Annotated in this window: 23 protein-coding genes; 19 read left to right on the top strand and 4 right to left on the bottom strand. The window is 47.9% G+C overall.

What is annotated here, in order from left to right; all coding sequences use genetic code 11:
* Positions 1-4 precede the first annotated feature (4 nt).
* The 3 genes from EL84_RS00725 to EL84_RS00715 all read right to left on the bottom strand — a co-directional run bounded on the left by EL84_RS00725 (position 5) and on the right by EL84_RS00715 (position 4014).
* Entirely contained in the window at positions 5-1012 is a 1008-nt protein-coding gene (locus EL84_RS00725; RefSeq protein WP_082218776.1) for a BMP family lipoprotein, read from the bottom strand.
* A gap of 367 nt (positions 1013-1379) precedes the next feature.
* Entirely contained in the window at positions 1380-2990 is a 1611-nt protein-coding gene (locus EL84_RS00720) for a gamma-glutamyltransferase family protein (RefSeq protein WP_047840458.1), read from the bottom strand.
* A 124-nt stretch (positions 2991-3114) separates the two neighbouring features.
* Positions 3115-4014, bottom strand: a complete 900-nt coding sequence (locus EL84_RS00715) for a glucose 1-dehydrogenase (protein ID WP_047840315.1) — start codon at positions 4012-4014, stop codon at positions 3115-3117.
* 155 nt (positions 4015-4169) lie between these two features.
* Between EL84_RS00715 and fosB the strand changes: the two genes are divergently transcribed.
* Together fosB and EL84_RS31610 are read left to right on the top strand one after the other, a co-directional pair.
* Positions 4170-4589 (top strand): metallothiol transferase FosB, encoded by a 420-nt coding sequence (gene fosB, locus EL84_RS00710; protein ID WP_036607427.1) that lies wholly within the window; start codon positions 4170-4172, stop codon positions 4587-4589.
* Between the two features lie 137 nt (positions 4590-4726).
* Complete coding sequence (locus tag EL84_RS31610; RefSeq protein WP_143760385.1) at positions 4727-4921, top strand: hypothetical protein; 195 nt, start codon at positions 4727-4729, stop codon at positions 4919-4921.
* 26 nt (positions 4922-4947) lie between these two features.
* Here the strand turns inward: EL84_RS31610 and EL84_RS00700 are convergent, their stop codons facing one another.
* Positions 4948-6198 carry a helix-turn-helix domain-containing protein gene (locus EL84_RS00700; RefSeq protein ID WP_161799394.1) on the bottom strand — a complete coding sequence of 417 codons (1251 nt, stop codon included), beginning with the start codon at positions 6196-6198 and terminating at the stop codon, positions 4948-4950.
* 188 nt (positions 6199-6386) lie between these two features.
* Between EL84_RS00700 and EL84_RS00695 the strand changes: the two genes are divergently transcribed.
* The 17 genes from EL84_RS00695 (at position 6387) to EL84_RS00615 (ending at position 24203) form a co-directional block, all read left to right on the top strand.
* Entirely contained in the window at positions 6387-6608 is a 222-nt protein-coding gene (locus tag EL84_RS00695) for a hypothetical protein (protein WP_047840312.1), read from the top strand.
* Positions 6609-6724: 116 nt separating this feature from the next.
* Entirely contained in the window at positions 6725-7732 is a 1008-nt protein-coding gene (locus tag EL84_RS00690) for a ketoacyl-ACP synthase III family protein (protein WP_047840311.1), read from the top strand.
* Positions 7668-9062, top strand: coding sequence for an ATP-grasp domain-containing protein (locus tag EL84_RS00685; protein ID WP_047840310.1), 1395 nt, complete (start codon positions 7668-7670; stop codon positions 9060-9062). The genes EL84_RS00690 and EL84_RS00685 overlap by 65 nt, the downstream gene beginning before the upstream one ends.
* A complete protein-coding gene (gene lysA / locus EL84_RS00680) occupies positions 9063-10352 on the top strand; it encodes a diaminopimelate decarboxylase (protein ID WP_047840309.1) in 1290 nt (429 codons plus the stop codon).
* Positions 10353-10364: 12 nt separating this feature from the next.
* The gene (locus EL84_RS00675; protein WP_047840308.1) at positions 10365-10625 is read left to right on the top strand and encodes an acyl carrier protein; all 261 of its coding nucleotides are present in this window, start codon (positions 10365-10367) and stop codon (positions 10623-10625) included.
* 116 nt (positions 10626-10741) lie between these two features.
* Complete coding sequence (locus tag EL84_RS00670; protein WP_161799393.1) at positions 10742-11497, top strand: hypothetical protein; 756 nt, start codon at positions 10742-10744, stop codon at positions 11495-11497.
* Between the two features lie 19 nt (positions 11498-11516).
* A complete protein-coding gene (locus tag EL84_RS00665; RefSeq protein ID WP_047840306.1) occupies positions 11517-12464 on the top strand; it encodes a ketoacyl-ACP synthase III family protein in 948 nt (315 codons plus the stop codon).
* 25 nt (positions 12465-12489) lie between these two features.
* Positions 12490-13224 carry a hypothetical protein gene (locus EL84_RS00660; RefSeq protein ID WP_047840305.1) on the top strand — a complete coding sequence of 245 codons (735 nt, stop codon included), beginning with the start codon at positions 12490-12492 and terminating at the stop codon, positions 13222-13224.
* On the top strand, positions 13224-14381 hold the full coding sequence (locus tag EL84_RS00655) for an acyl-CoA dehydrogenase family protein (protein ID WP_053061332.1): 1158 nt from the start codon (positions 13224-13226) through the stop codon (positions 14379-14381). Before EL84_RS00660 ends, EL84_RS00655 begins: the two co-directional genes overlap by 1 nt.
* Positions 14374-15327: a hypothetical protein gene (locus EL84_RS00650; protein ID WP_047840303.1), complete on the top strand. Its 954-nt coding sequence runs from the start codon at positions 14374-14376 to the stop codon at positions 15325-15327. The genes EL84_RS00655 and EL84_RS00650 overlap by 8 nt, the downstream gene beginning before the upstream one ends.
* Positions 15328-15340: 13 nt before the next feature.
* The gene (locus EL84_RS00645) at positions 15341-16726 is read left to right on the top strand and encodes an MATE family efflux transporter (RefSeq protein WP_152682937.1); all 1386 of its coding nucleotides are present in this window, start codon (positions 15341-15343) and stop codon (positions 16724-16726) included.
* A 33-nt stretch (positions 16727-16759) separates the two neighbouring features.
* Complete coding sequence (locus EL84_RS00640) at positions 16760-17890, top strand: arginase family protein (protein WP_047840301.1); 1131 nt, start codon at positions 16760-16762, stop codon at positions 17888-17890.
* Positions 17887-18864 carry a hypothetical protein gene (locus EL84_RS00635; protein WP_047840300.1) on the top strand — a complete coding sequence of 326 codons (978 nt, stop codon included), beginning with the start codon at positions 17887-17889 and terminating at the stop codon, positions 18862-18864. The genes EL84_RS00640 and EL84_RS00635 overlap by 4 nt, the downstream gene beginning before the upstream one ends.
* Positions 18865-18889: 25 nt before the next feature.
* On the top strand, positions 18890-20248 hold the full coding sequence (locus EL84_RS00630; protein ID WP_047840299.1) for an insulinase family protein: 1359 nt from the start codon (positions 18890-18892) through the stop codon (positions 20246-20248).
* 15 nt (positions 20249-20263) lie between these two features.
* Positions 20264-21481 (top strand): M16 family metallopeptidase, encoded by a 1218-nt coding sequence (locus tag EL84_RS00625; protein ID WP_047840298.1) that lies wholly within the window; start codon positions 20264-20266, stop codon positions 21479-21481.
* A gap of 30 nt (positions 21482-21511) precedes the next feature.
* Positions 21512-22267: a 4'-phosphopantetheinyl transferase family protein gene (locus EL84_RS00620; protein WP_047840297.1), complete on the top strand. Its 756-nt coding sequence runs from the start codon at positions 21512-21514 to the stop codon at positions 22265-22267.
* Between the two features lie 124 nt (positions 22268-22391).
* Positions 22392-24203, top strand: a complete 1812-nt coding sequence (locus tag EL84_RS00615; protein ID WP_047840296.1) for a S9 family peptidase — start codon at positions 22392-22394, stop codon at positions 24201-24203.
* Positions 24204-24355: the final 152 nt, after the last annotated feature.

The raw sequence follows: 24355 nt of genomic DNA, 5'->3' as shown, positions 1-24355 counted from the left end.
TGGGTTATTGATCAAGCTTAATTTTGATTTGACCGGAAGAGATCTTTGCCTTCAGATCTTCGAAGGTTTGCTGTTGTTCATCACTGAGCGTGATATTATGTAGAGCAGTCAGACCCACGGCGTTCTCCGCCAGCCCCTCCACGATTTCCTTTTGAGGGAAGGTATGATTGTTTTGAACAAACGTGTTAACGGCATTATAGATAGAGACATCCACATTTTTCAGCATGGACGTAAGAATGGATTTTTCCGCCAAAAAGAATTGATCGGTATCTACACCGATGGCGTATTTCCCTAATTTCTGAATCTCCGTCAGTGCACCTACGCCTGTGAGACCGGCAGCAACGTAGATCACGTCAGCGCCCTTTTCCTGAATCATCTCTGTAGCCAGTTGTTCACCCAGCTCGGCATTGCCGAAGTCCCCTGCGTAGACGACATCAACGGTTGCATTCGGCTTGACAGCCAGAACACCTTGTTTAAAACCCTGCTCAAAATTACGAAGGACCGGTATCTCTATTCCACCAAGGAAGCCAACATGATCTTCCGTTGAAGCCATAGCGGCAATAACACCTGCCAGATAACTTCCTTCTTCCGCCCGGAATGAAATGGAGGCAATGTTAGGCAGTTCGGACTGACTGTCAATCATGAGGAACTGCTGGTCAGGATATTTGGCTGCAACTTTCTCCATATCCGCTTGGACAGCATCACTCAGGCCGATAACCAGATCGAATTTGGCTTGCGCAAACTCTTCAAATGCAGCTTCGGCATTGTCGCCCGGTTCACGATAGTCAAAGACAATGCTTTTCTCATTTCTGGCCTGAACCAGTCCATCAAAAGCAGCATCATTAAAAGAACGGTCACCCAGACCCACTTCCGTAAGCACGATCCCAACCTTTGTTCTTGTGTCTGTTGCCGTTGTTGTATTGTTGGCTGAACATGCCCCCAGGATCAGTACCGTCAGGATCATCATTATGGTGAGGCCTAGACCTGCGCGTCTGTTCTTGTTTGTTTTCATGTGTGGTACCCTCATTTCTGTAGTCGCATTTTTCTGTTTTGCGTGATTCCTTAGCTCCAGGGAAGTACGTGTGCATGATGACACGTATGGTGAGGATTTCCCTTTATCTATATCGGTCAGAAAGGCACTGTGATTTATGGTATGTAGTGAAAATTTACGAAAAAATAAATATTTTTCATAAATTACACATTATTTTTACATTTATCTTGTTAAAAGGGTACATAAATATCTACAGTATGTTGTTTACTGATGTTAGAAGTCCAAAAAAAGGCACAAGAGAGATGACATGAATCATCTCTCTTGTGCCTTAAAATTTCACCCTATACGGATGATAAGTGATCATCCTATTATAAAAATGACGCGAGTTTTACCAAGCCGCAATCGAGCCATCCGCTCGGGTTTCCGTACCCCCGCATAATACGCCATTGTCCGGGTTGCGCCAGATGATCTGACCGCGTCCAAACTGGGATGGATCGAGTGCCACTTGAATATCATGTCCTTTGCGGGCGAGTGCCTGTGCAATGTGCTGCGGGAAACCCGGTTCCACGAGAATTGTTTTGCCCTTCGTCCACTGCCAGCGCGGAGAATCCAAGGCGGCCTGTGGGTTCAGGTGATAATCGATTGTATTCATGACCACCTGCACATGACCCTGCGGTTGCATGAAACCACCCATGACACCGAATGGCCCAACCGCTTCGCTGCCACGGGTGAGGAACCCCGGAATGATCGTGTGATACGTTCGTTTGCCTGGCTCCAGGGCGTTGGCATGATTAGGGTCCAGTGAGAAGTTGTGTCCACGATTCTGCAAAGCAATGCCTGTTCCCGGAACAACGAGCCCAGACCCGAAGCCCATATAGTTACTCTGGATAAACGAAACCATGTTGCCTTCACCATCAGCCGTAGCCAGATACACCGTTCCACTTGCACGTGGATCACCTGCCTCAGGTGCTCGTGCGGTATCACCAATGAGTTTGCGCCGTTCTTCCGCGTATGCCTCGGACAGGAGTTCCTCCACCGTCACACCCATTTTGCGTTCTTCAGTAATATATTTCTCCCCGTCGGCAAATGCCAGCTTCATAGCTTCAAGTTGCCGATGATATGCCAGAACGGATTCTTTCTCGTCAAAATCATATCCCTTCAGGAGATTAAGCGCCGCGAGAGCAATCAATCCTTGTCCATTCGGCGGAATCTCCCATACATCGTAACCACGATAGGAGACGGAGATGGGATCAACCCACTCAGGCTGAAAAGCCTTCAGATCTTCGCGAGTCAGATAACCACCGTGCTCTGCCATAAAGGAATGAATGCGCTCTGCCAGTTCTCCTTCGTAAAAGTCTCGCGCTTCGCTCTCGCCAATCTGGCGCAAAGTCGCCGAATGATCCGGCGAGCGCCACATCTCTCCAGCTGCGGGAACACGCCCGCCTGGAGCAAATGTCTCAAACCACGCACGCCCTGCCTCAGCATCACCCTGGCGTGCATAGATCTCGGCTGCCCTTGCCCAGTGGCGGGCCAGCCCAGGCGCAAGCGGATAACCTACCTCCGCGTAGCGGATGGACGGTTCCAGCGCTTCCGCCAGCGTGAGCCGCCCAAAACGGCGGCTCAGCTCAGCCCAACCCGCCGGTGCGCCAGGCACCGTCACCGGAACAACCCCAAGCTTCGGCATCTCCGTATGGCCTGCCGCTTGAAGCGCCTCAATGGATATGCTCTGAGGCGCAGGGCCGCTGGCATTCAGGCCATGCAGTTCGCCCTCGGTCCAGACGAGGGCAAAAGCATCGCCTCCAATGCCATTGGACGTTGGCTCCAGCACCGTGAGTGCTGCCGCAGTTGCAATGGCGGCATCGATGGCATTGCCGCCTTTTTTCAATACATCCAGACCGGCTTGTGCAGCCAGTGGCTGAGACGTGGCGACCATGCCTTGTTTCGCATACACAGGCACGCGGTATGAGGGGTACGGTTGGTAGAGTGGATCGAAGTTCATCAGGTTGTTCAGCTCCTTGTCGCTAGATGTCAGGCTCCGGCATAACCGGATCATACTCCTAACCCTCTTCGCAACTGGACAACCGATATCCTGCCACACCTGCCAAATCCAACCTGACATCAGTTTATGTCGTTACCATATCGCCGCCATTTACATGAATGCATTCACCTGTGACGTAGGATGAATCGCGGGAAGCGAGATAAACGTAGGCTGCCGCCAGTTCGTAAGGCTGACCAGCCCGACCCATAGGCGTATCTGTTCCAAATACCTGTACATCCTCAGCGGAGAAACTGGCAGGGATGAGCGGTGTCCAGATGGGTCCCGGAGCGACAGAATTCACACGGATTCCCTGTGCAGCTAGCGATTGGGCGAGTACACGAGTCAGCGATACGACGGCTCCTTTGGTAGAAGAGTAGTCGATCAGTTGGGTATTGCCTTTATATGCCGTAATGGAAGCCGTATTGATGATGGAGGCACCTCTGCACAGATGGGGGAGAGCGGCCTGAATCAGAAAGAAATAGGCGAACACATTGGTCTGAAAGGTGTGATACAGCTGTTCCTCTGTAATATCAACGATGCTTGGCTGCACATACTGTACGCCATGATTGTTGACCAGAATATCGATCTTCCCGTAGGTTTCCATGGTTGTGCGAATGACGGCTTCACAGTTTTTCTTTAAGCGGAGATCAATCTCGATTAAGAGACAGCGCTGTCCCAGTTCTTCGATCCGTTCACGAGTCCTTTCGGCATCTGTCCGTTCATATAGATAAGCAATGACGATATCCGCACCTTCCTTGGCAAAAGCGATGGCGGTCGCCCGGCCGATTCCACTGTCACCACCCGTAATAATGGCAACTTTACCTTGGAGTTTGCAGCTACCGATATAGGCAGGATCTTCACTGATCGGTTCAGGCACCATCAGGGTTTCCAGACCAGGTTGCTGGTCCTGATGCTGGGGTGGAAATGCCAGCTTTTGCTCCTTGCATACCGTTTTCTCACCATAAAAAGGATAGACAGGATTCATTCGCTTTACATCCTCCTCGAACGTTCATTGATACGGATAACCTATGCATTCGCCCAGAAGAAGGTGCGGGGGGAAACAGCAGAGCGGTTGTTTTTTGCACAGAATATACCATAATAAGGATAGATCCTTAAATCGATGGAGGTGTCAGGAGCCACATGAATATTCAAGGAATTAATCATTTGTGTTTTTCCGTATCCAATCTGGAGCGGGCTATTACCTTTTATGAGCAGGCTCTCGGTGCCCAAATTCAGGTGAAAGGACGCAAACTGGCGTATTTTGAGCTTGCCGGTCTGTGGATTGCCCTGAATCAGGAGGATGTTATTCGCAACTATACGGAACGAACCTATACCCATATTGCATTTACCGTTACAGAAGAGGAGTTCGACGCGTCTGTGCAGCAGCTGCGAGCAGCGGGGGCAGACATTCTTCCCGGAAGGCCAAGAGATCCGCGGGATGCATTATCCGTTTATTTTACCGATCCGGATGGTCATTTGTTTGAACTGCATACAGGTACGATGAAGCAAAGGCTGGATTATTATCGCGAAGACAAAGATCATATGACCTTTTATACATGAGTTTCATGTGCAAGTAGAGGTAAATGGTAATTAACGTATTTAAAGTCATTGCAATTATCCGTACAATACATCTTAGGTTCGCTGAAGTGTACACGGTATGTTCGGCTGCCAAACCATATGCACAAGGAGAGATGGACGTGGATAATAAAAGATTCAAGCTTCGGATTGTTGCGAGCGGGTTGTCTATGGCCATTGTCATGTTGTTTTCATTGTACAATGGACATCTTCAAAATTCAGGGGAAGCTCTTCAGTCCCGTGTATCATTGGGCTACTCGTCAGACAAACAAATAACGGTTCACCCGCTTGATCTGAATGACCCTGTTCCTGAATAGTTGTTAGGAGAAGATGGGGGCCGTATTTATTTGATATAGGATTTATAGTCATCATAATTCATTTTCTGTTCTTGTCCGCTAAGAATTAAAAGTTTGTGGCTAATATCAGCCTCACGATCTGCATGGATGCGTTTAAGCAGATCGTAACTCATTCGAAGGAAATAATAGCCTTCATTGGTGTTGTCTTTCTCATGAAATACAATGCCGAGAAGACGATATAGTTTTGCACGGAGCATGCCTTCATCTCGCTGATCCAGCAGTTGAAGAGCTTCCTTGATGGCTGTTTCGGCCAGTAAAGGTTGCCGTTCTTCGAGATAAATTTTACTGATCTCCTCTAATATAGAAGCCTTCTTGTGAGGCAGATTGCGTTTGTCGTAGATATCGGCGCATTCTGACAGCAAGGGAAGGGCTTCTTTTTTTTGTCCTATATGAAGTTGAATGACAGCCAGATTGTGAAGAGCAAGTACATAGGATTTACTATTTGCCTGTTTATATGAATCTACCGATTTCTTGGTCCAGTCATAACTTAAGAGCAAGTGTCCGTCCTGTTCGGACATATAATAGGCCTTGCCCAAACCCAGCGTAATTTCGCCATATAACTCCGGTTGCCCGGTCATTTGGGCTTCTTTTTCGGCTTTGAGATAATAATCCAGTCCCTTATCCACGTTACCGAGCCGCAAATGGGTTGTTCCGAGAAAGGTTAACGAACGGATATGTTTATCTTGCAGATGTTTGAGTTTGCTACTGTAGGTATAGGACTGTTCGTAGTATTTACGGGCAGCGTGAAACAGTTCTGCATGAAATGCAGCTCTTCCCATTTCCAGGTAATAGTCGACAATGCGCTCCCGGTCTCCTGTTCGGGTGACTGTAAAAGCCGCAGTTTCCCCATCATCCAGAGCTTGGCGGTAATCGCCAAGCCTATTGTGGCTTCGCATGATGAGCAGATAGGCTTCCGTTTGATCCAGTGTATCTTCCGTCAGAGTCAGAACTTTGTGAGCCATACGGATACAGGCAGGATCATTCTGCTCAGCATAGTAGGCTTTGGCTTTGTCCAGGACAGCTTCACCAATATCGGTGTCCGTTGTTGCACTTCCTCCCAAGAAGTACTCCATTGGTGTATTGAGTCTGCGAGCAATGATTTTCAACATACGCTGAGAGGGAACGGCTCTGCCTTTTTCGATGAGGCTGATGTATGAGCGTGTCATATCCTCACCTGCCAGTTGTTTCTGAGACAGTCCAAGTTGCTCCCGGATTTCCCGAATTTTGGGTCCGATCATGATCATTCACCGTCCCTTGAATTAGTTTGTAATTACGTTGTGAAATGTGAGTTGTATATTGAATGCTTGGAATTGGTATGAACAAGGGGTAAGGCGTGCGAGAAATCCATTTACCTCCTTTTACAGTTTAAATCCAAATTGGGAGATTATAGAATGATAGTATCCAAGACGAAAGGAGGAATAAATCAATGATCATTAAAGCGACTCCCATTACATTGGAACAATTGAAGAACAAAGAGTTGGAAGCAGTACAATCGGAAGTGAACGTGCTGGGCGAAACACGTGAAGTTAGTGCTCGTGCAGTCTCTGCTCGTGCAGTATCTGCCCGTGCAGTAGCAGCTCGCGCTGTATCGGCTCGCGCAGTAGCAGCTCGTGCGGTATCTGCTCGTGCAGTAGCGGCTCGTGCATAATCCCTTGTATCTACTATGGCATTATGGTTAGTCCAATAGATGAGAGCTTCGGATGAAGCTCTCTCCCTATATTGAGAGTGCTCCGTATGATGGGTATAACGAGGTGTCCTAAACCGATGCATATCAAGCAAATATGGTCATACATTCCCAAGTTCGTCGTTCCTGTCCGGGAGTTGAGCGAACATCTGGGACTCAAACAAGCCCAGACCAAAGTGTTGGAGAAAATTCACGGTCTGAAACAGGTTCCGCAAGACAAAGACGGTGATCTGACTAAGCTGTTAGGACGTGTGCTCGCCCAGGTGGTAAACAGTCCGACAGTTGTTCCATCTTCTATCAAGTATATCATTTATTGCCACACAATTCAGGAAAATTTCCCCTTTCCAATGAAGGTATTGCAAGGTCTGAAGCAGGCTTACGGGATGCATCATGCCATTGCATTTTCACTGACACAGCAGAACTGTGCCTCAGGATTGATTGCGCTGGATGTTGCTGCAACTTTGCTGCCCTCTTTGGAAGAGGATGATCATATTTTAATCGTAACAGGTGAAAAAACATTCAGTCCCATTGTACAGCTCATCCCCAATACAACCGTTATGGGCGAAGCTGCGGCCGCCATACTGGTTGGTAAATCCGGCCCGGGAAGCAGGATGATGGGGCTTACGAACGTAACCCTTGGACAATTCTGCAACGTGCTGACAGGTGATCCCGAGACGCTCAAGGAATTTCAGGAAATCTATACACCCCAGCTCTGTGATGTCATTCACGAGGCAATAGATGGGGCGGGCCTGACGTTGGAGGATATCCGTTATATTGTCCCGCACAATGTGAATCTGTCTTCATGGAAAAAGGTTGCTGCACGATTGTCCTATCCATTGGAGCGGGTGTACACATCCAATGTGGGAGAAATCGGGCACTGCTTCTGTTCCGATCCCTATATTAATCTGAAAGAGATTTTAGATCAGGGGCTTTTGCAGAAGGACGACTACTATTTGCTTGTCACGGTTGGGCTGGGAGCAACATTCAGCGTGGCGGTGATGCAGTTCGCAGAAGAACGAGGTGATGAGATTGACCACACTGTTGACCGGATTTTCGAGAAAGCTGAAGCAGGCGCTTACAGGTCATGATGAAGCTGTTTTTATTTATATAAACAATTTTGAAGTCGAAGAATACTGGAATGAGCAGGGGGTACTGAAGTTGCCTTCCCTGAGTGTTGGTTCGGCTGCTGACGTTGTAAACCGGATGGAAGAGCTGGGGATTTTCCTGGCAGGTGAACAGGATGTCGTATTGCTCAAGGAACTGCCGGATTCCGGGTTTATAGCAGATGCACAGGCCATCGGTTTTGGTCGATCACGTTTAATTGCTACTGAATATAATGAATCAGGATTGAATATTACAGCTAACATCCTGCATTGTCAGCGTACGCTGGACAGGCTGCGTGAACTGGCAGATAGACAGGATATACAGGCTTATCTGGTTCCCTTCGGAGCCTCGGATCAGGAAGAAGAACTATCCCAACGTACAGGTATTCCCCTTGCCGTACCACCGGCTGACATTTTCCGCAAAGTCAATGATAAGGGCTACTCCCGAAGGCTTAATGCCGAACTGGGTGTCCGTCAGATTCCTGGCTGTGAGTGTTACTCCCTGGAAGAACTTACGTCCGGATTTGAAGATATGAAATCCGTGTTGGAACAGGGCGGGCGTATTGTTATGAAGGATTCGATGGGCGTCTCGGGCAAGGGAATCACCGTTATTGCAGATGAAGCCCGTTTCCACAAATGCATGAAATTGCTGGAGAAACAGGCAAGCAAGAATGGGACAAGAGCTGTGAATTATGTGCTGGAGCAGTGGATCAACAAAACATGTGATCTGAATTACCAGATTTTAATTCATCGGAGTGGTGAGGTTGAATTTCTTGGTGTAAAGGAATCATTGGTCGAACAAGGCGTTCATCAGGGGCATCTCATGCCACCACATCTTGGTGATTCGCAGATCGCGGTAATCCGGGATGCTGCGTTGCAAATAGGTGCTGCGCTCCATCGGGATGGATACTACGGTGTAGCCGGTATCGATGCCATTCTGGATGAGGACGGAAGTGTGTGGCCTAATCTGGAGATCAATGCAAGGTTTAACATGTCGACGTATCAGACTGAGATCCAGAACCAGTGGATTCCTGAGGGGATGTTAGCTTTGGCCAAAAAATATACACTTCGTTTGAATCACCGCCTGGATTATGAAAAGTTAAGGTCAACACTTGGTCCTCTGTTATTTGATCCGCTGAAGGGCGAGGGGATACTTATCAACAATTTTGCAACGGTCAATGCGGCCTTCAAAGGTGAAGATCGTGTGTTCTCTGGTCGTCTCTATGGTGTCATTATTGCTCATTCGACTGAGCAGCTACGGGCGACGGATGCTGCTGTTGAAGCCAAGTTATCATTCATAAACGAGGTGAAGTAGATGTCTGGAGATTATCAGATTCAAGGGCTTGCGATTTCGGCCATCGCTGCACAATTCGGTACACCATTATACGTCTATGACGCTGAGGTATTAGAGCGCGTATATGAAGAGCTTCGCAGCCTGCTGACTCCAAAGGTGGAATTATTCTACTCATTAAAGGCTAATCCCAATATTTCAATTGTTCACCTGCTTCAGGAGCTTGGAGCCCAGGCAGAGGTCTGTTCCATGGCCGAATTACATACCGCACTACAGGCGGGTACAAATCCGGAGCGTATAATCTTCCTCGGACCAGGCAAGACCGACGCGGAGATAACCGCATGCATTCGTCATGGCATCTACGCAATCGTCTGTGAATCGTTTCAGGAGCTTAACCGCATTGAAGCCATTGCAGGTGAAGAGGGACGGATTGTCCCCGTGGCACTGAGAATCAATCCTTCTTTTACCGTGAAGGGCTCACGGCTCACGATGGGTGGCAAACCACGCCAGTTTGGCATGGATGAGGATACTGTGATGCAGGGACGACAGCAATTGGAACGATGCTCACATGTGGATATTATCGGTCTGCATGTATACATGGGAACCCGTATGCTTGACGTGGAACCTATTGTGGAGAACACACGTCACATTCTGGAGCTTGCCGAACGGCTGGAGGAGCAACTGGGTATTCGGCTGCAGATGGTAGATGTGGGCGGTGGTCTCGGAGTTCCGTATTACGAGGGAGAACAGCCTCTGTCTGTGAGTGCCCTGTCTGCACAATTGAACCCTTTGTTCGAACAATTCAAGGAAAAACATCCTGACATCAGACTGTTCATGGAACTGGGAAGGTATCTGGTGGGAACCAGTGGGATGCTGGTTAGCCGAGCCTTATATGTCAAGGAGTCGTATGGAGAGACGTTTGTCGTGACTGATGGTGGTACCAATTGTCATATGGCTGCGGTCGGAATCGGCTCGTATGTGAAGCGTAATTTCCCGATTGCATCTTTGTCACGATACGGAGAATCCCCGGTTGCAGAGTTTAATATTACCGGCCCTTTGTGTACCCCGAATGATGTTATTGGCAAAAAAGTAAACCTACCTCCCGTTGAACAAGGGGATTTAATTGGTGTATTTCATTCCGGTGCCTACGGCCCTACTGCTTCACCGACCCATTTTCTCAGTCATGGAAGTCCGGCTGAAGTGATGATTAGTGGTGGAGAAGCCCATCTGATTCGGGAAAGGGATACTCCCGAAGATCTACTGGGCAAACAGCGTTTGATCCCTGTTTCACATTCCGCAGTAACCAACAGATGAGGAGAGATGATCATGACAACCGCAGTATTGCTTGAAGAAATCAAAGGTGCCCTTGCCGAAGTGCTGAATATGGAAGAGAACCACGCTGTTACATGGGACACATCTTTATTTGATGAACTTCATCTGGATTCAACGTCTGTTCTGGAACTATTGATGACGTTGGAAGACCGTATTGAGGGGCTGGAGATCGACCCGGATGAACTGGAGCCAGATGTATTTAACACAGTGGGTTCGCTAGCCACATATATCGAAAAGCAACTCGTTGCTGCCTGATGGCGGCGCCTGTTACCATCCGGGACATGAAGGTCAGGCTGTTTACGGACAAGCAGCCTCCGTTCGAACATCCGGAGTTGTTAAGATTTCACAGTGATTTGTTGGCGGGGTCCCCCGTGGTACCCCGGTTTCATCTGCTGGAGGGTCGTTATAACAATGCCTATCATGATATGAGTGTACTACTGCTCGAAGAGTCGGGGCTGGATCAGATCATGGGAGACGTGGATGTTCTCCTGCTGGCCTATCATTTTCCCAATATTCGTCCAGATATCTCCATTGTCAACTATCTGATGGACCGTTATCAGGCACGGTTCCTGAGTTTTGCCGTGAACGATATGGGGTTCGGGGCACCGTTCGCGGCACTTCATATGCTCCAGCATTATCTGAACAGCGGCAACTACGATCGGGGAATGCTGCTTGTGCTTGATCAGACGTCTCTTCCCTACGAGACGGAAGGAGTGGGCGAGATTGTAGAACCGGACACGGGAGCTGTTCTGGTTCTGGATCGGTTGGCAGAAGGCGGTTCATCCCTTGTTGGTGTGGAAATACAATATGCCGAGAGTTCGATTGCCGAGACAGCAGAATTGTTGCTGGACAGGCTTTGCGTTCAGGTATCCGTTAATCTGGCTCAGATCAGGCTTCTTGTCCATCCGCTGTTGGAGCAGGAAGTGTCCGGTACCGAATGGTTTCATGCTACAGGCTGGCAAGGGAGTTACGATCCTGCCCACTGGAGCGCTGCACCATTCTTTGGTCTGAAGCAACTTCTTGAAGATCGGTGCACAGATGAATACATATGTCTGATGCACCTGGAGCCAGATGACAAGTTTATCTATGCACTTCTCATTCATGCAGGTGGATACGAAGAGCTGTAATCAGGAGGAGGGAAACGTCATGGGGCTGGGTATAGTGGATATCGGTGTGTATTTGCCTGATCAGATCGAAGAGCCTGAGGTTATCCTCGAATCCTTGGGACTGGGTAAAGGAGAGCTTCAATTACTGCGCAAATATCATCGTCTGAACGGTGTTCCAGTTACCCCTCCGGGTCAGCATCTGGATAATTCTATCGTTCGCGCGATTGGACAGCTTGTTGACAGACAACCCTTGCCTGCCATTGACCTTGTGCTCTATGCCCATTCAGCACATGTACAAGCACCAGGGGATTATAGGCCCTTGCAGCGGGCTCTGAGTGAATATGGGCTCGAGCATATCCCCTTTTATAGTATTTCACAGATGAACTGTGCGTCCTCGATAGCCGCTCTTCAATGGCTTGAACGAATCTCCCGTACACAGCCTGATATTCGTAATGTTTTATTGGTATGTGCCGATCAGTTTAATTTCATGCCACCCGACTGGAGATATATTCGAAAGTCTACGATTCTGGGTGACTCGGCTGTTGCCATGCTTCTATCCAGAAACTATGGTCAGCACATCTTACAGGCTGCTCATGTTCTTCGGGATACGAGGTTCCATACCGGATATTATGCGGAAGTGGAAGAGATGACGTCATTTAACAAGCTGTATGTGGATCATATCATTCGAGGTATGGAAGAGCTGCTGTCAGCAGAGGGCCTGACACTTCATGATGTAGATCATATCTTTCCCCACAACGTCAATTGGACTACATGGAAGGAGTTTTCAAAGCGTACAGGCGTGGATCAAAAACAAATTTACCTGGATAATATCCCGCGGATTGGACATACCTTCTCCACGGATGCGTTCATCAATCTAAGCTCTGGGCTAGAGAATGAATGGGTGCATAAGGGGGAGAGGTCCGTACTGGTCAGCATTGGGCTGGGCAGTTTTTTTGGTTTTGCGTTAATTGAGCATGGAGATTGTTGATCATGAGTCAATAGGAGGAGTGCATATGTCAGTCTTGAATTCTGATGAGGTAGGTACTGTGCCGGCTGGTACAGAGGCCGCAGGTCGTCCGGTACCCACTGTAACAGATCTGCTGGAAGCAGCAATGTTGCGTTTGGATACACGTCCCGTGTTGTTATGCCAAGGGGGGATAATACTGGCGACACCTGAACTCGTGAAAAGTGGGCCATGGATATGTCATGCAGAGACAGGCCATATCTACGAATGGAAACAGGTACGTGCGGATCGGGTGGAAGATCGGATGTTGGAGCCTTCAGGTCTTTTACTCTACCGAATATCGGAACTTCGGAATGAAGATGTGGCATTTTTTGAAAGACAAGATGATGTCACAGGTGATATAACTGATCTTCGAAAACGGTTGCTTTATTTCCGTACTGAACTGTGCAACGCAGGATTGGAGCAAGTGCGTAATCATCTATCCAGTCGCAACTCAGGGGGGCAATCCACACTTCAGCATCAACTGGTCAAGGGCATGATTGCTGATGTTTTGACTGTACTATATATGGCTGAGACTATCCAGTCGGATGAATTCGTATTAGAGCAATCAGACATTTCGGAGGCGCGTACAAGTACATGGGTTCATCAAGAACTGGATGAGGCCTTCCGTCAATTGCAGCGTCTTGGAGGAGGATTTGGCTATTTGCGACATGCGATCTCGGCTTACGTGTATGCAGGTCAAATGGTCAAAAATATGCTGCTCATTCCGAAGGAGGCCTTCTGATGATTACACGATCTACCATTGCTGTTTTTGAGCAGGAAATGAAACAATATGCCACGGAATTACGTGATATTGGCCTGGTCATTGACCGTGAACCTGAGCGTATAGCTGAGTTCACACATCTGGTATCTCTGCGAACCATCAATCGCATGATGATCCCGCCGGAATATGGCGGTGAACCGATCGTCACTGTAGGTCAGGAACGATATTATGGTCTTTCCTGTCTGGAAAGAGTTATCGCGATTGAGGAACTGTCAGCAGGTGATGCCGGTGTATTTCTCGGGAGCCCGGGTCCATCGATGTCCAGTGTAATCATATCAGCTCTGGCTGACTCACAACAGAAGGAGCGGTACTATTCTCATTTTCTCAAGGGACCCGCATGGTCATTCTTCGCTCTTACTGAACCGGAAAAGGGCTCGGATGCTACGGGTATTGGCACACGAATTTCGCGGAACAAGGAAGGCAGATTGAACCTTGACGGACAGAAGTACTATATCGGTAATGGTAGTCGTGCCAGCATCGGACTGGTATTTGCTCAGACCAATCGTACGCCTCTCGGCATCCAGATTGCGCTGGTAGACACGTCTGTGCAGGGATTCAGCGCTACACCTCTGGATACGATGGGGGTTAGAGGTGTGCAATTGAGTCACCTCACGTTGGATGGTTTTCCGCTGGCAGAGGAAGATATCATCGGGCGTCATCTCAGTCCAACCAAGCGTGGATTATGGGGCGCGCTTCAGACCTTTCATCGCATGCGGCCTGGTGTCGCTGCACTTGCGCTTGGAGTCGCACGGGCAGCATATGATTATGTGAAGGAGCAGAGGTCTGTTTTCTCGGAGAGGGAGAAGGTGGAATTAGAGCGACTGGAGATGCGCCTGCATTCACTCCGTAGCATGATTCGCAGCGCAGCGGCGGAGATTGATGCGGATGTGCAGAAAGGGTATCTGGCTTCCCTGAGCAAAATTCGTGCTGGAGCACTGGCTGAGGAGGCCACGGAACTGGCGCTTGACCTGATGGGACCTGGTTCTATGATTGACCATCCTTTATTGAATAAATGGTATCGGGATGCGCGTGCCTTCGAATTCATGGAAGGAACTACCTCCATTCAGAAGATCAACGTTTTCCAAGCCTATGCCAATGGAAAAATGAAGCATGCCTGATACGCTGAATAACCCTCGTGCGATGTCTGTCTATGTTAATCATATCTGTTGGGTTACGGCCGAAGATCACTTGTATACCACGGACATGCTCGATGTGGAAGATTACTATTACTTATCTCCACACATATATATGGAAGAGAACTATTATGACAGGTCTATTGTGCGAACCCGCTCTTTGCGATCCGATGATCAACGGGTAACTGCCGGTGATCTTGCGCTAGTTGTCATGGAACCTTTGGCTTCTGGTACAAGTGAGTGCTGGGATCTGTTGATTCTGGCCCAGACCTATCCTGAACGCTACGCCATGAATCCACCTTTGGCCCGAATTCTGGAGTCTACCTCCTGGAAGGTGGACTATCCACTGGCACTTTCCCATATGGGGCCACTCGCTGCTACGGAAGGAATGCAGGCTGCAGCATGGACACTAGGGAGAGAGGAACGAGGGATGTTTGTTCTGGCGGAACAACGTGTAATTGAAGAGCACGACTCTCCCGGAGATCTGTCTGATATGGCTGTTGCCTTGGAGTTAAACAGACAGTCCGGTGCTCTTGCCGTGAATTATATAGGAAAGAGAACGGTTGACGATATCGAAGGGAGTGTTATGGCTTCAGAGATTATATCCATTATAGATGAGTTCATGGATGCTGGTCAGACGGAGAATATTCTTCTTCAATCCCGTTTACGTAGACACATAACCCCTTATTCGAAGCCAGGCATATCCTTGATCAAGTCAGTCTACCACGTACCTGAAACTATTGATTACCAAAGTGGCGACGTGTGGATACAGCTCGCTGAACAATTACAGAACGGAAATATAAAGGTGGATGATCGTGTTCTATTGATATCCTGGGATGGCGAACGGCTGTTATCAGCCTGCTGTGTACATGTAGTACATATGCCTGTCCTGACTCGTCTCACACTAAATCAGGAAGTGAAGACATCATGAATGGAGGAGGAGATTGAATTTGAAAGGTCTGGATTACACTTCGGGATCGGTGAACCGGCTGTTAATCCGCACTGCAATACCGATGCTGCTTGCTTCTTTGGTTAACGTAACAACGCAGCTGGTCAATGTTTTTTTTATGGGTCATACCAGTCAGACCGTGTTATATGTGCTATCACTGTATATTCCCATTTCCTTTATCATGATTGCGCTTGTGGAAGCCATGCAATTGTCGGTTCAGGTTGCTGTCTCACGGAGCAGAGCGGAGGGTTCGCGGGCTTTTACATCGCTACTTTGGCATATGCTTGGCAGCGCAGCTATTTTTTCAATTGTTGCTGGCGGTGTAGTTATGCTGGTGTCGCCACTTCTCTCCTGGTTTTATGCGGTCCCTATGGATGTAAGGCCCATGTTTACCATTTATGTGGCGGGCATGATGGCAACAGGTGTGCCCGCTGTGCTCGCAGCGGTGGGTGGTGCCGCATTGCGTGGGTTGGGCCGGGCTCAAGCGGCAGCGTGGAATTCCGTAGGTACGGCATCGCTCAACATTATGCTGGTGTACTGGTTCGTTTCGGTGGCTGGAATGGAATTGAAGGGAATTGTATACGCCAATCTTATTTCTTCAACACTCTCTTTGCTCATAAGCCTTCTGATTCTGATATTGAGGAAGGAATTTGTGTATGAACGGGTAACATTTGTGTGGAAACATCTCATTGCACTTCAGCAGGTAGGCATTCCCGTATTTATATCGTACTGTCTTATCTTTTTGAGTACTTTCTTTTTCAACAAAATCGTCAGTCGATTTGGGGAAGGGGTAGTTGCTGGATTCGGAGTTGGATACCGAATTCAGACGATGGCTATACTGCCCGGAATCGTTATTGGATCGGCTATCGGGATCATGATTAATCATAACCTCAAAGAGGCTCATCGACCACGTGCATACGAGAGCTATCGCAGAGGTCTGGTACAGTCATTCATTCTTTATGCTGTAATTGCCGTATCCATCTGGGTATGGCGGGAACCGTTGACAGCTTTTCTGATTGCGGATCCCGTATCCCGTGCAGAAGCGGCCCGATATCTGGCAGTGGTTTCCCTTTCCTATCTGACCATGGGTCCTATGATGACAACGCTGCTTACCATGGAACAGAGTGGACGCGGCTATCAGGCCCTGCTTATGAATGCTGCATATTTTCTGCTTATTATTGTTGCAGGGTGGGGGCTGACACGAATCTTTGATCATGTGGGATACTTCTATGGCGTCATTGCCTTTGTTAATGCAGCGAGTTTATTATGCATCTTACCCGTGATCAGGCTGTTCAAAAAGGACTACACAGGTTCATCCGGGCATAAACCAACTGACGCGGATGAGCAGGAGGGTCTAGCTGCTCAGAGTTATTCGACCTAGATATAACCAATATCAAATAGAGGAGGTCTCATTATGAAAGCTCCGGAACCTGTATACCTGGTACGCCGCATCGGCGATACGTTGATTGCAGCCGATGAGACGTTCAGCCAGTTCTATCAGATTGAACCCGCTGAAGAATTGGAGACACGTCCGATCCCCCAGCTAGATGGCATTGACCCTCCAGATGAGCCTTATTTTTCACTGGAACCTCTCGTAGGTCAAGATTCACCGCATCTCTATATGCTGGGTATTCCCTATTCGGGAGGTTCAGGTATGGATGGATCAAAAGTCGCGGGATTTGAGCAATCTCTTCGGGCCGAATCATGGAAAAAGGTAATGTATCCAGCTCTGACGCAATCCCGCATATCAGGACTATATGACATTGGCAGTGGCCAGAGATTGCTTGAATCAGTAATGATGCAGGATTTGGGTACTTGCCAAACAGATGATACGGATTCGTACTCGAAGGGTCTTAACTCAGCTCTGGTATATACGGAAAGGGAAGAGGCGCTACTGTGCTGCATTGGTGGGGATCATTCCATTACGTATTCCATCCTGAAATCCATATTGAGTCGATCCAATGAAAGAATCATACTCGTCCAGTTTGATGCCCACCATGATTGCGGGGTGGATGCTATTCATCAGAATGAGATGCATCATGCCAATTTTGTGAGGCATCTACTGACGGAGGACGGTATCGCCGCAGTCGTGCAGATTGGTCTGCGCGGCCTTCGTTCTGTAGATCAGATGTACAAACATCCCAAATTAATTCAGATTCCTGCAGAACAGATGACCCCGGAACGAGTGCGGACAACCCTGCTTGATATACAGCACAAGTTTCAGGCGGAAGCGGCCTATTTATCGTTTGATTTAGATTGTCTTGATCCTGGGAGTTTTCCTTATGTTGATTTTCCTATCAGTGGAGGCCCGTCATGGTTTAACACCCGAAACTGTGTGGTCGCAGCGCTGGAATCCTCCTTGCCTTACGTGGGCTTTGATATGGTGGAAGGGCAGGAAGCAGAATCGGATGAACGCATTCCGGGGCAATATGAGATGGCCCTCAGAATGCTTACGTATATGATGGATGGCATGCATCGAAATTACCTGCGACATGGAAAGGATGCTCTTAGAGTGTCTCAAGCCTTGGAGGGGACACGTAGATGATGAACTTTAGATCTTTATATGATATGTACCGTGAACAGGTCAGAGATGAACTTCATAAGGAGCGACAGGATGGCATTCATTTGGGGTCCTTTTATGCACTGATGAACATTATCAAGGAGATGGCTCCGCTTAAGCCGAAGCAGTCTGCTGAGTCCATCTGGATGGACTATCTCGCATTTCTTCGTACAATTAATGAGCACAAGAAAAGCCCCTATTCGTTTATGGAGTGGGATGAGGTAGAGGGGCGGGAACATCTGCAGGCAACGTTGCGTGAAGGTGGGGCGTTATTAACCTGGCATTATGGTTTTGTGAGGCACAATATGATTACGATTGGACAGGAAATACGTGCAGGCCATATGTCTGCCAAGCTTCCATTCTATCTGATCGCCGAGCAGGAAACAGTGGAACAGGAGAAGAAGCTATCCGGTTGGGAGGCCATCCGCAAGTATGCAGGTGCGGAACTGCTCAATGCGGAGGATGAGATGATTGGCATCAGGCTGTATTCCCATTTGCGGAAAGGTGGATCATTCAGTCTTTTTGTAGATGGACAGACCGGATTCAATACGGATAACCATGCTGTTGAACTACCTTTTCTAAGTTCGAAAATTCGCACTCGAAGTGGTATTTTTCGTATTTTGGCCAAAACACAAAAGCCAGTATGTGTATACTTTATGACCCTTACAGAGGACTTTCGTTCCAAGATCGTTTTTCTGCCACCGGTTGTATTGGATCAGGATATTCAGGCTTCTGCTGATAGGATATACGAGCCATTTCGCGAGCAACTGTTAAGCCAACCAGCATTGTGGCGTTTCTGGGACAGGCATCACCAGCAGGTCATTCACTTGCGAGATGATGAAACGTCAATTACTGATGAAGCAGTCAGCCGTGTGGACTGGATTTCCAAGCCACTTGATGGTTTTGGACAGCTCGGTCTGAACACGGACAGTGGAGCAATCTATAATATCAGTTCGTAGATGGAAGTGAGAGGAGGGGCGAAAGATGCAGTCTTTTACTACTGAGAGGCGTAACAATCTGTCGGTGCATGTGCTGCCAACACACCAATATGCCAATTATTATGTACAGATTAATCTGATCAATGCTCAGCAAACCATACCCTCAGCTATATTTGTCATGATAGTCCGTTTGTTAATGAACAGCTGTCGTCGCTTTCCATCGAACAGGCTACTCCAGCAACAGTTATGGTCCCTGTATGGTGCAGACCTGACCTGTCGTTTTGATTACAAAGGCGATACTCAGATTGCCTCGATCACAATGCGCATACCTCGTATAACAGAAGATAAGTTAATAACTGGAACGCAGATGGAAGCCATACATAGCGCTGTGCAATTACTCGCAGGCTTGTTGTATGACCCAGCGGTTGATGATCATGGCATGTTCGATGAGATGCAAGTACAGGATGAAATGGCTTGGACTGAACATCATATCGCGCATGATGGAACGGATTGGGACAAGGTGGTGCAGAGCCGCTGTCTGGAATGGATGGGATATGAAGGGCAGAACCGTCAATTGGCTCTGGATGAACTACGGCATTGTGTCATATCTCATGAGTTGTGTCGGCACTATCAGGCATTGATCCAAATTCCGATCCATGTTCATGTTCTTGGCGATATCTATCCTGGGCGAATTATGGATCTGATCTGGGAACAATTTGAATGTGGGAACAGGGAAGTGTTCAAACGCTGTTGTTCGGAGAGGGAATCAGAACTACACCCAATCAACACACAATATCCAGGAGAGGATGAAGTAGAGGGGCGACAAGGTAATCCTGCCGAGCAGCGGGAGGCTGAAGCCATGATGATGGAACTGTTGGACATTCAACAGTGCAAGATCAATGTTACTTATAGTACAGATATTCGATATGGCTCTGCTTTATATCCGGCTTTGTTTGTATTCCATACCTTATTTGGAGCGACACCCGCGTCCCGGTTGCAGGTTGAATTACGTGAACGTTCCCAGTTGGTATATCAAGTTACCAGCACATTGGATGATTTTCGGGAAACGCTTCACATTACAACGGGCACCAGCAGTGCTAACGTGACGGCTGTTCTCGAAGGAATCGATATGGAATGGAAGAGAATCTGTGACGGAGATGTATCCGAGAGGGAGTTATATACCGCTGTGCAGAATGTGATGCATTATGTTCAGGTCGGATTCGATCTGCCACATCAGGTCATTACAAATCATATGGATCAGGTGTTGAGCGAAAGTCAGATGACGACTGTACAATTCCTTGAAGAAATAGCAGAAGTAACTCCTGAAAGGGTGGCTTCCGTTGCTACCGAGTTGAGGAAAGAAGTCACATGGATTCTGTACCCTGAGAGTGAATATTCCGCATAGTACAGGAGGGAAATCATGAGTACTACTATATTAAATTCATGTGTCTGCAAGCGTTTATCCAACGGCCTGAACGTGAGTATACTGCCACAACCCAAATATAGTCATACATTTGTATCCTGTTCTGTACCCTATGGGTCCATTCACGATATTGCCCTTGCGGGTACGGCACATTTCCTTGAACACATGATGTTTTATAATCCCGATGGTCAGTCCGTCAAATCACTTCTTCATGCCGAAGGGGCCTCAACGTCGGCGCTGACGCGTTATGATGTAACGACGTACCAACTTGCTTGTACAGGCAATCTAAGGAACAGCCTTCAACTTTTTATGAATATGATTGCAACTCCCTATTTCACGAAAGGAAACATTGAGCGTGAGCGGGCGGCGATTCATCAGGAACTGGAAATGTACAAGGATCAACCCTCCTGGCTGGCTCTTCAGCAATTGTTGCAGATGATGTATGGTAACGACCATCCAATCACACAGGATGTTGCGGGCACACCGGAGAGTATTGCCGACATTACCGTAGAATTGCTGAGCAATGCCTATACAAGTCATTATGCGGCTTCTAGAATGTCTGTGGCAGTAGTGGGACCTGTTGAACCGGCGGAGATATTCGAATGGTTAGAGAACTTTTCGATGGATCAACCCAAGATCATGTCCCCTACTCCATTCATTCAGCCGTTGCAGGAACAGGACGAGACTTATAAGGAAATGAATGGTGGATCTTCGATACCTCTTGTCCGGTTTGGCTTTCAGGAAGAGAGGCCGGTTACGCAATTGGAGACTCAGGTTGCAACCATGATTGGTATCGAAGCCCTTCTAGGAGAGACTTCAACATTCTTCACAGAGAGTGTGAAGTCAGGTTTGCTCGGGAAGGGGAGTCATTGGGATCACTATTACAGGCAGGAATTTGCTTTCTCCAATGTCTGTGGGTATTCCGTTGATCCCGTTGAATTACATCAACGAGTTAAGGAAGAATGCAGTCGCATTCAGGACCGTACACTCTCTTCCGAAGATATATACTATGCTCGGATGAAGTGGATCAGTAATCACTATGCAGATATGGATTCATTGAAAAAACGTTGCATGCACGTCTCTGAATATGGCGTTATCGGGCTGGATTACATGCAAATGAGCGAATGTGCTATGAAACTGACGGATGAGGAGATCGGAATCCACCTAAAACGTATAGCGAAACCGAGTCATCTGAGGATGTCCGTTGTTCGTTGAGCAAGAAGAGCAGGGAGAGGGGGTGACCTTGTGAAGCCTGTAGTTACAGGATGGAAGGAATCCGCTGCGGTTTATTTTGTGGCAAATGAAGTACATATCTGGACGCAGCCTCTTCCGCACAAGGGAGAGGATTTTTTGTCAAGGTTGGATATAGACACCTGTGTACTGAGCCAGGATGAAATTGAACGTGTACAGAGAAAACAGAAACAATCCATGCATGATGCTCAAAAGCTGGTTATGTCGCGTACATTTCTGAGAGAAGTACTGGCAATGTACACGGGACAATCAGCGTCAGATATTTATATTGAATATGGTGCTTCAGGCAAACCTTATGTTCAGAGCGGACCACAGTTTAACCTTTCTCATACCGAAGGATGTTGTGTACTGGCATTAGCGGCTCATACAGAGCTGGGAATTGATCTTGAGTATGTACGTCCGTTGTTGCGGATGAGCGCGGTGATCAGGCGATTTTTGACGGAAGATGAGAAGTGTTATGTACTGAATCACAGGGAGGAAGAACAGGTAACGATCCGGCGTGTTTGGCAAGTCCTCACACAAAAAGAGGCTTGGATTAAGGTGTGTGGTCAATCTCTGTCCGGACAGTGGCGAAAACTGAATACGATGGGAGAAGGATTAGATGGGCATCACGTTGTGGAACGGGAAGGGCAACATTATAATTTTCAGTCTTTGAACGTAGGTCCGAATTACTCCGCTACCCTATGCACTACAGGGAAGACAAGACCGCTTGTACGCTGGATGAATGTTGCTGATGATAAACAAAGCTAAGGATAATTTTAAATTATAACTCACATATCTATTGTCTAAACATTGGCATTACCTATAATATGGACAAATGGTACCTTAATTTACCAATGTTAAATTCATTGGTTCAATTCCAAGGAGGTTTGTCATGATTCAGTTCCCTAAACCGGATGTTGAGCAATATTTTCAGACGTACCGTATTTCACATTTTGCCGTATCGGCAGACGAGAAACGTTTGTTCATGGACAGCAATCTGAACGGTCAGCCGAATATTTGGGCGATGGATTTGCCTGGAGGATACCCGTATCCTTTAACGTACTTGAATCAGAGCAGTCAATTTATCAAAGCAGACCCGCAAGGACGTCATCTTCTTACCGCGTTTGATCGGGATGGAGATGAGAACTATCATCTATATGCACTCCCACCCGAGGGTGGTGTTCCACTGCCTGTGGTTCCGGCGGAACCGAATGATCGCTGTTATTTCGCTGAGTTGTCCGAGGATGGACAGCGTCTCTATTATGTTACCAGCGCGGGTAATCCGAATTATCTGAATTCACGCCGCATCGATCTGGAGACAGGGGAAGATGAACTGTTATACAGTGGAGAAGAGGTTACGAGCAGCCTGGTTGCTGTAAGTCCTGACGAGAAGAGTTATGTCATTTTAAAAATGTACTCCAATACGTATCAGACGGCGCATCTGTATCGTAACAATGAAGAAATGGTGATTCTGCCAGCTTCAGAACGTTATAGTCAGGTATCTGATCTGATTTTTGCAGATGATAATCGTCTTCTGTTCATTACCAATGATGACTCCGCTTACGCCTATGTGGCTGAGTATTGTATCGATACCCGTGAATTCCGTTTATTGTGCAGAATCGAAGGGGAAGATGTGGAGTTCATCCGCTGGCATCAGGCTTCCGAAACCTTATATTTCTGGACACTTACAGGGCCGGAGAATCGTATGTACGTATTGGGCAAAAATGCCGATGAGCCTCGGCGCATAGAGATGCCGCTGGATACGATAGAGCAGGTGAACGTTACAAAGGCTGGCAATGTGTATATCCTTGGACGTGGAGCGATTCAACCGCATAATATATATCGCAAAATAGCAGGTGCTGAGTCCTGGGAGCCGCTGACCGCCAATCGGGTAACCGGACTGGACCCAAGTGATCTCGTGTACCCTGACGTTATTCGGTATAACTCCTACGACGGACTGGAGATCGAAGCTCTCTTGTTCAAAGCAAAACCAGAGCAGGCCAATGGCTACACCGTATTTTGGCCTCATGGTGGGCCGCAATCTTCCGAAGCAAAGTTTTTTCGGCCGATGTTCCAGATGATGCTCGCTCAGGGCTATCATATCTTTGCACCTAACTTCCGTGGCAGTACCGGATATGGTGCGGAATTCGTCAAATTGGTTGAGCGGGATTGGGGCGAAGGCCCAAGGCTGGACTGTGTTGCCGGGATCAACTGGTTGTTTGATCAGGGAATTACATCGCCAGAGCGGTTGTTTGTGGTAGGTGGAAGTTATGGGGGATATATGACCCTGTTATTGGCAGGTCGCCATCCGGAGCTCTTCCGGGCAGCGGTCGATATTTTTGGGCCAAGTAACTTGTTCACATTCCTGGAATCCGTACCGGAAGATTGGAAACCGATGATGGATAACTGGCTGGGTGATCCGGTCCGTGACCGCGAACGTTTAACGAAGGATTCACCGATTACGTATCTCGATCAGATGGTGAATCCAATGCTGGTCATTCAGGGTGCTAATGATCCAAGGGTCGTGAAGGCCGAATCCGATCAGATCGTGGCTGCGCTCCAGTCCAAGGGAATTGATGTGGAATACATCGTTCTGGATGATGAGGGTCATGGCTTCTCCAGAAAAACAAATGAGATTCTCGTGTACCGCCGGATGCTGGAGTTTTTGCAGAAACATCAGGAGTCACCCGTTGCACAAGCTTAAGTTGAGAGATTCCATCGTTGATCGAAGTATATAGTGGTATGAAGAAAACCGCCGGAGATCGTCCTTGATCTTTGGCGGTTTTATGCGTATACCCGTATGTTGGGCGACATATATGGAATGATACATACGTTAGTTTGGAAGGTCGCTATCCA

This window comes from Paenibacillus sp. VT-400 (assembly GCF_001029205.1).
Classification (GTDB): domain Bacteria; phylum Bacillota; class Bacilli; order Paenibacillales; family Paenibacillaceae; genus Paenibacillus; species Paenibacillus amylolyticus.
Note: the sequence above shows the minus strand (reverse complement) of the source record. Positions and strands in the feature narration are given on the sequence as shown.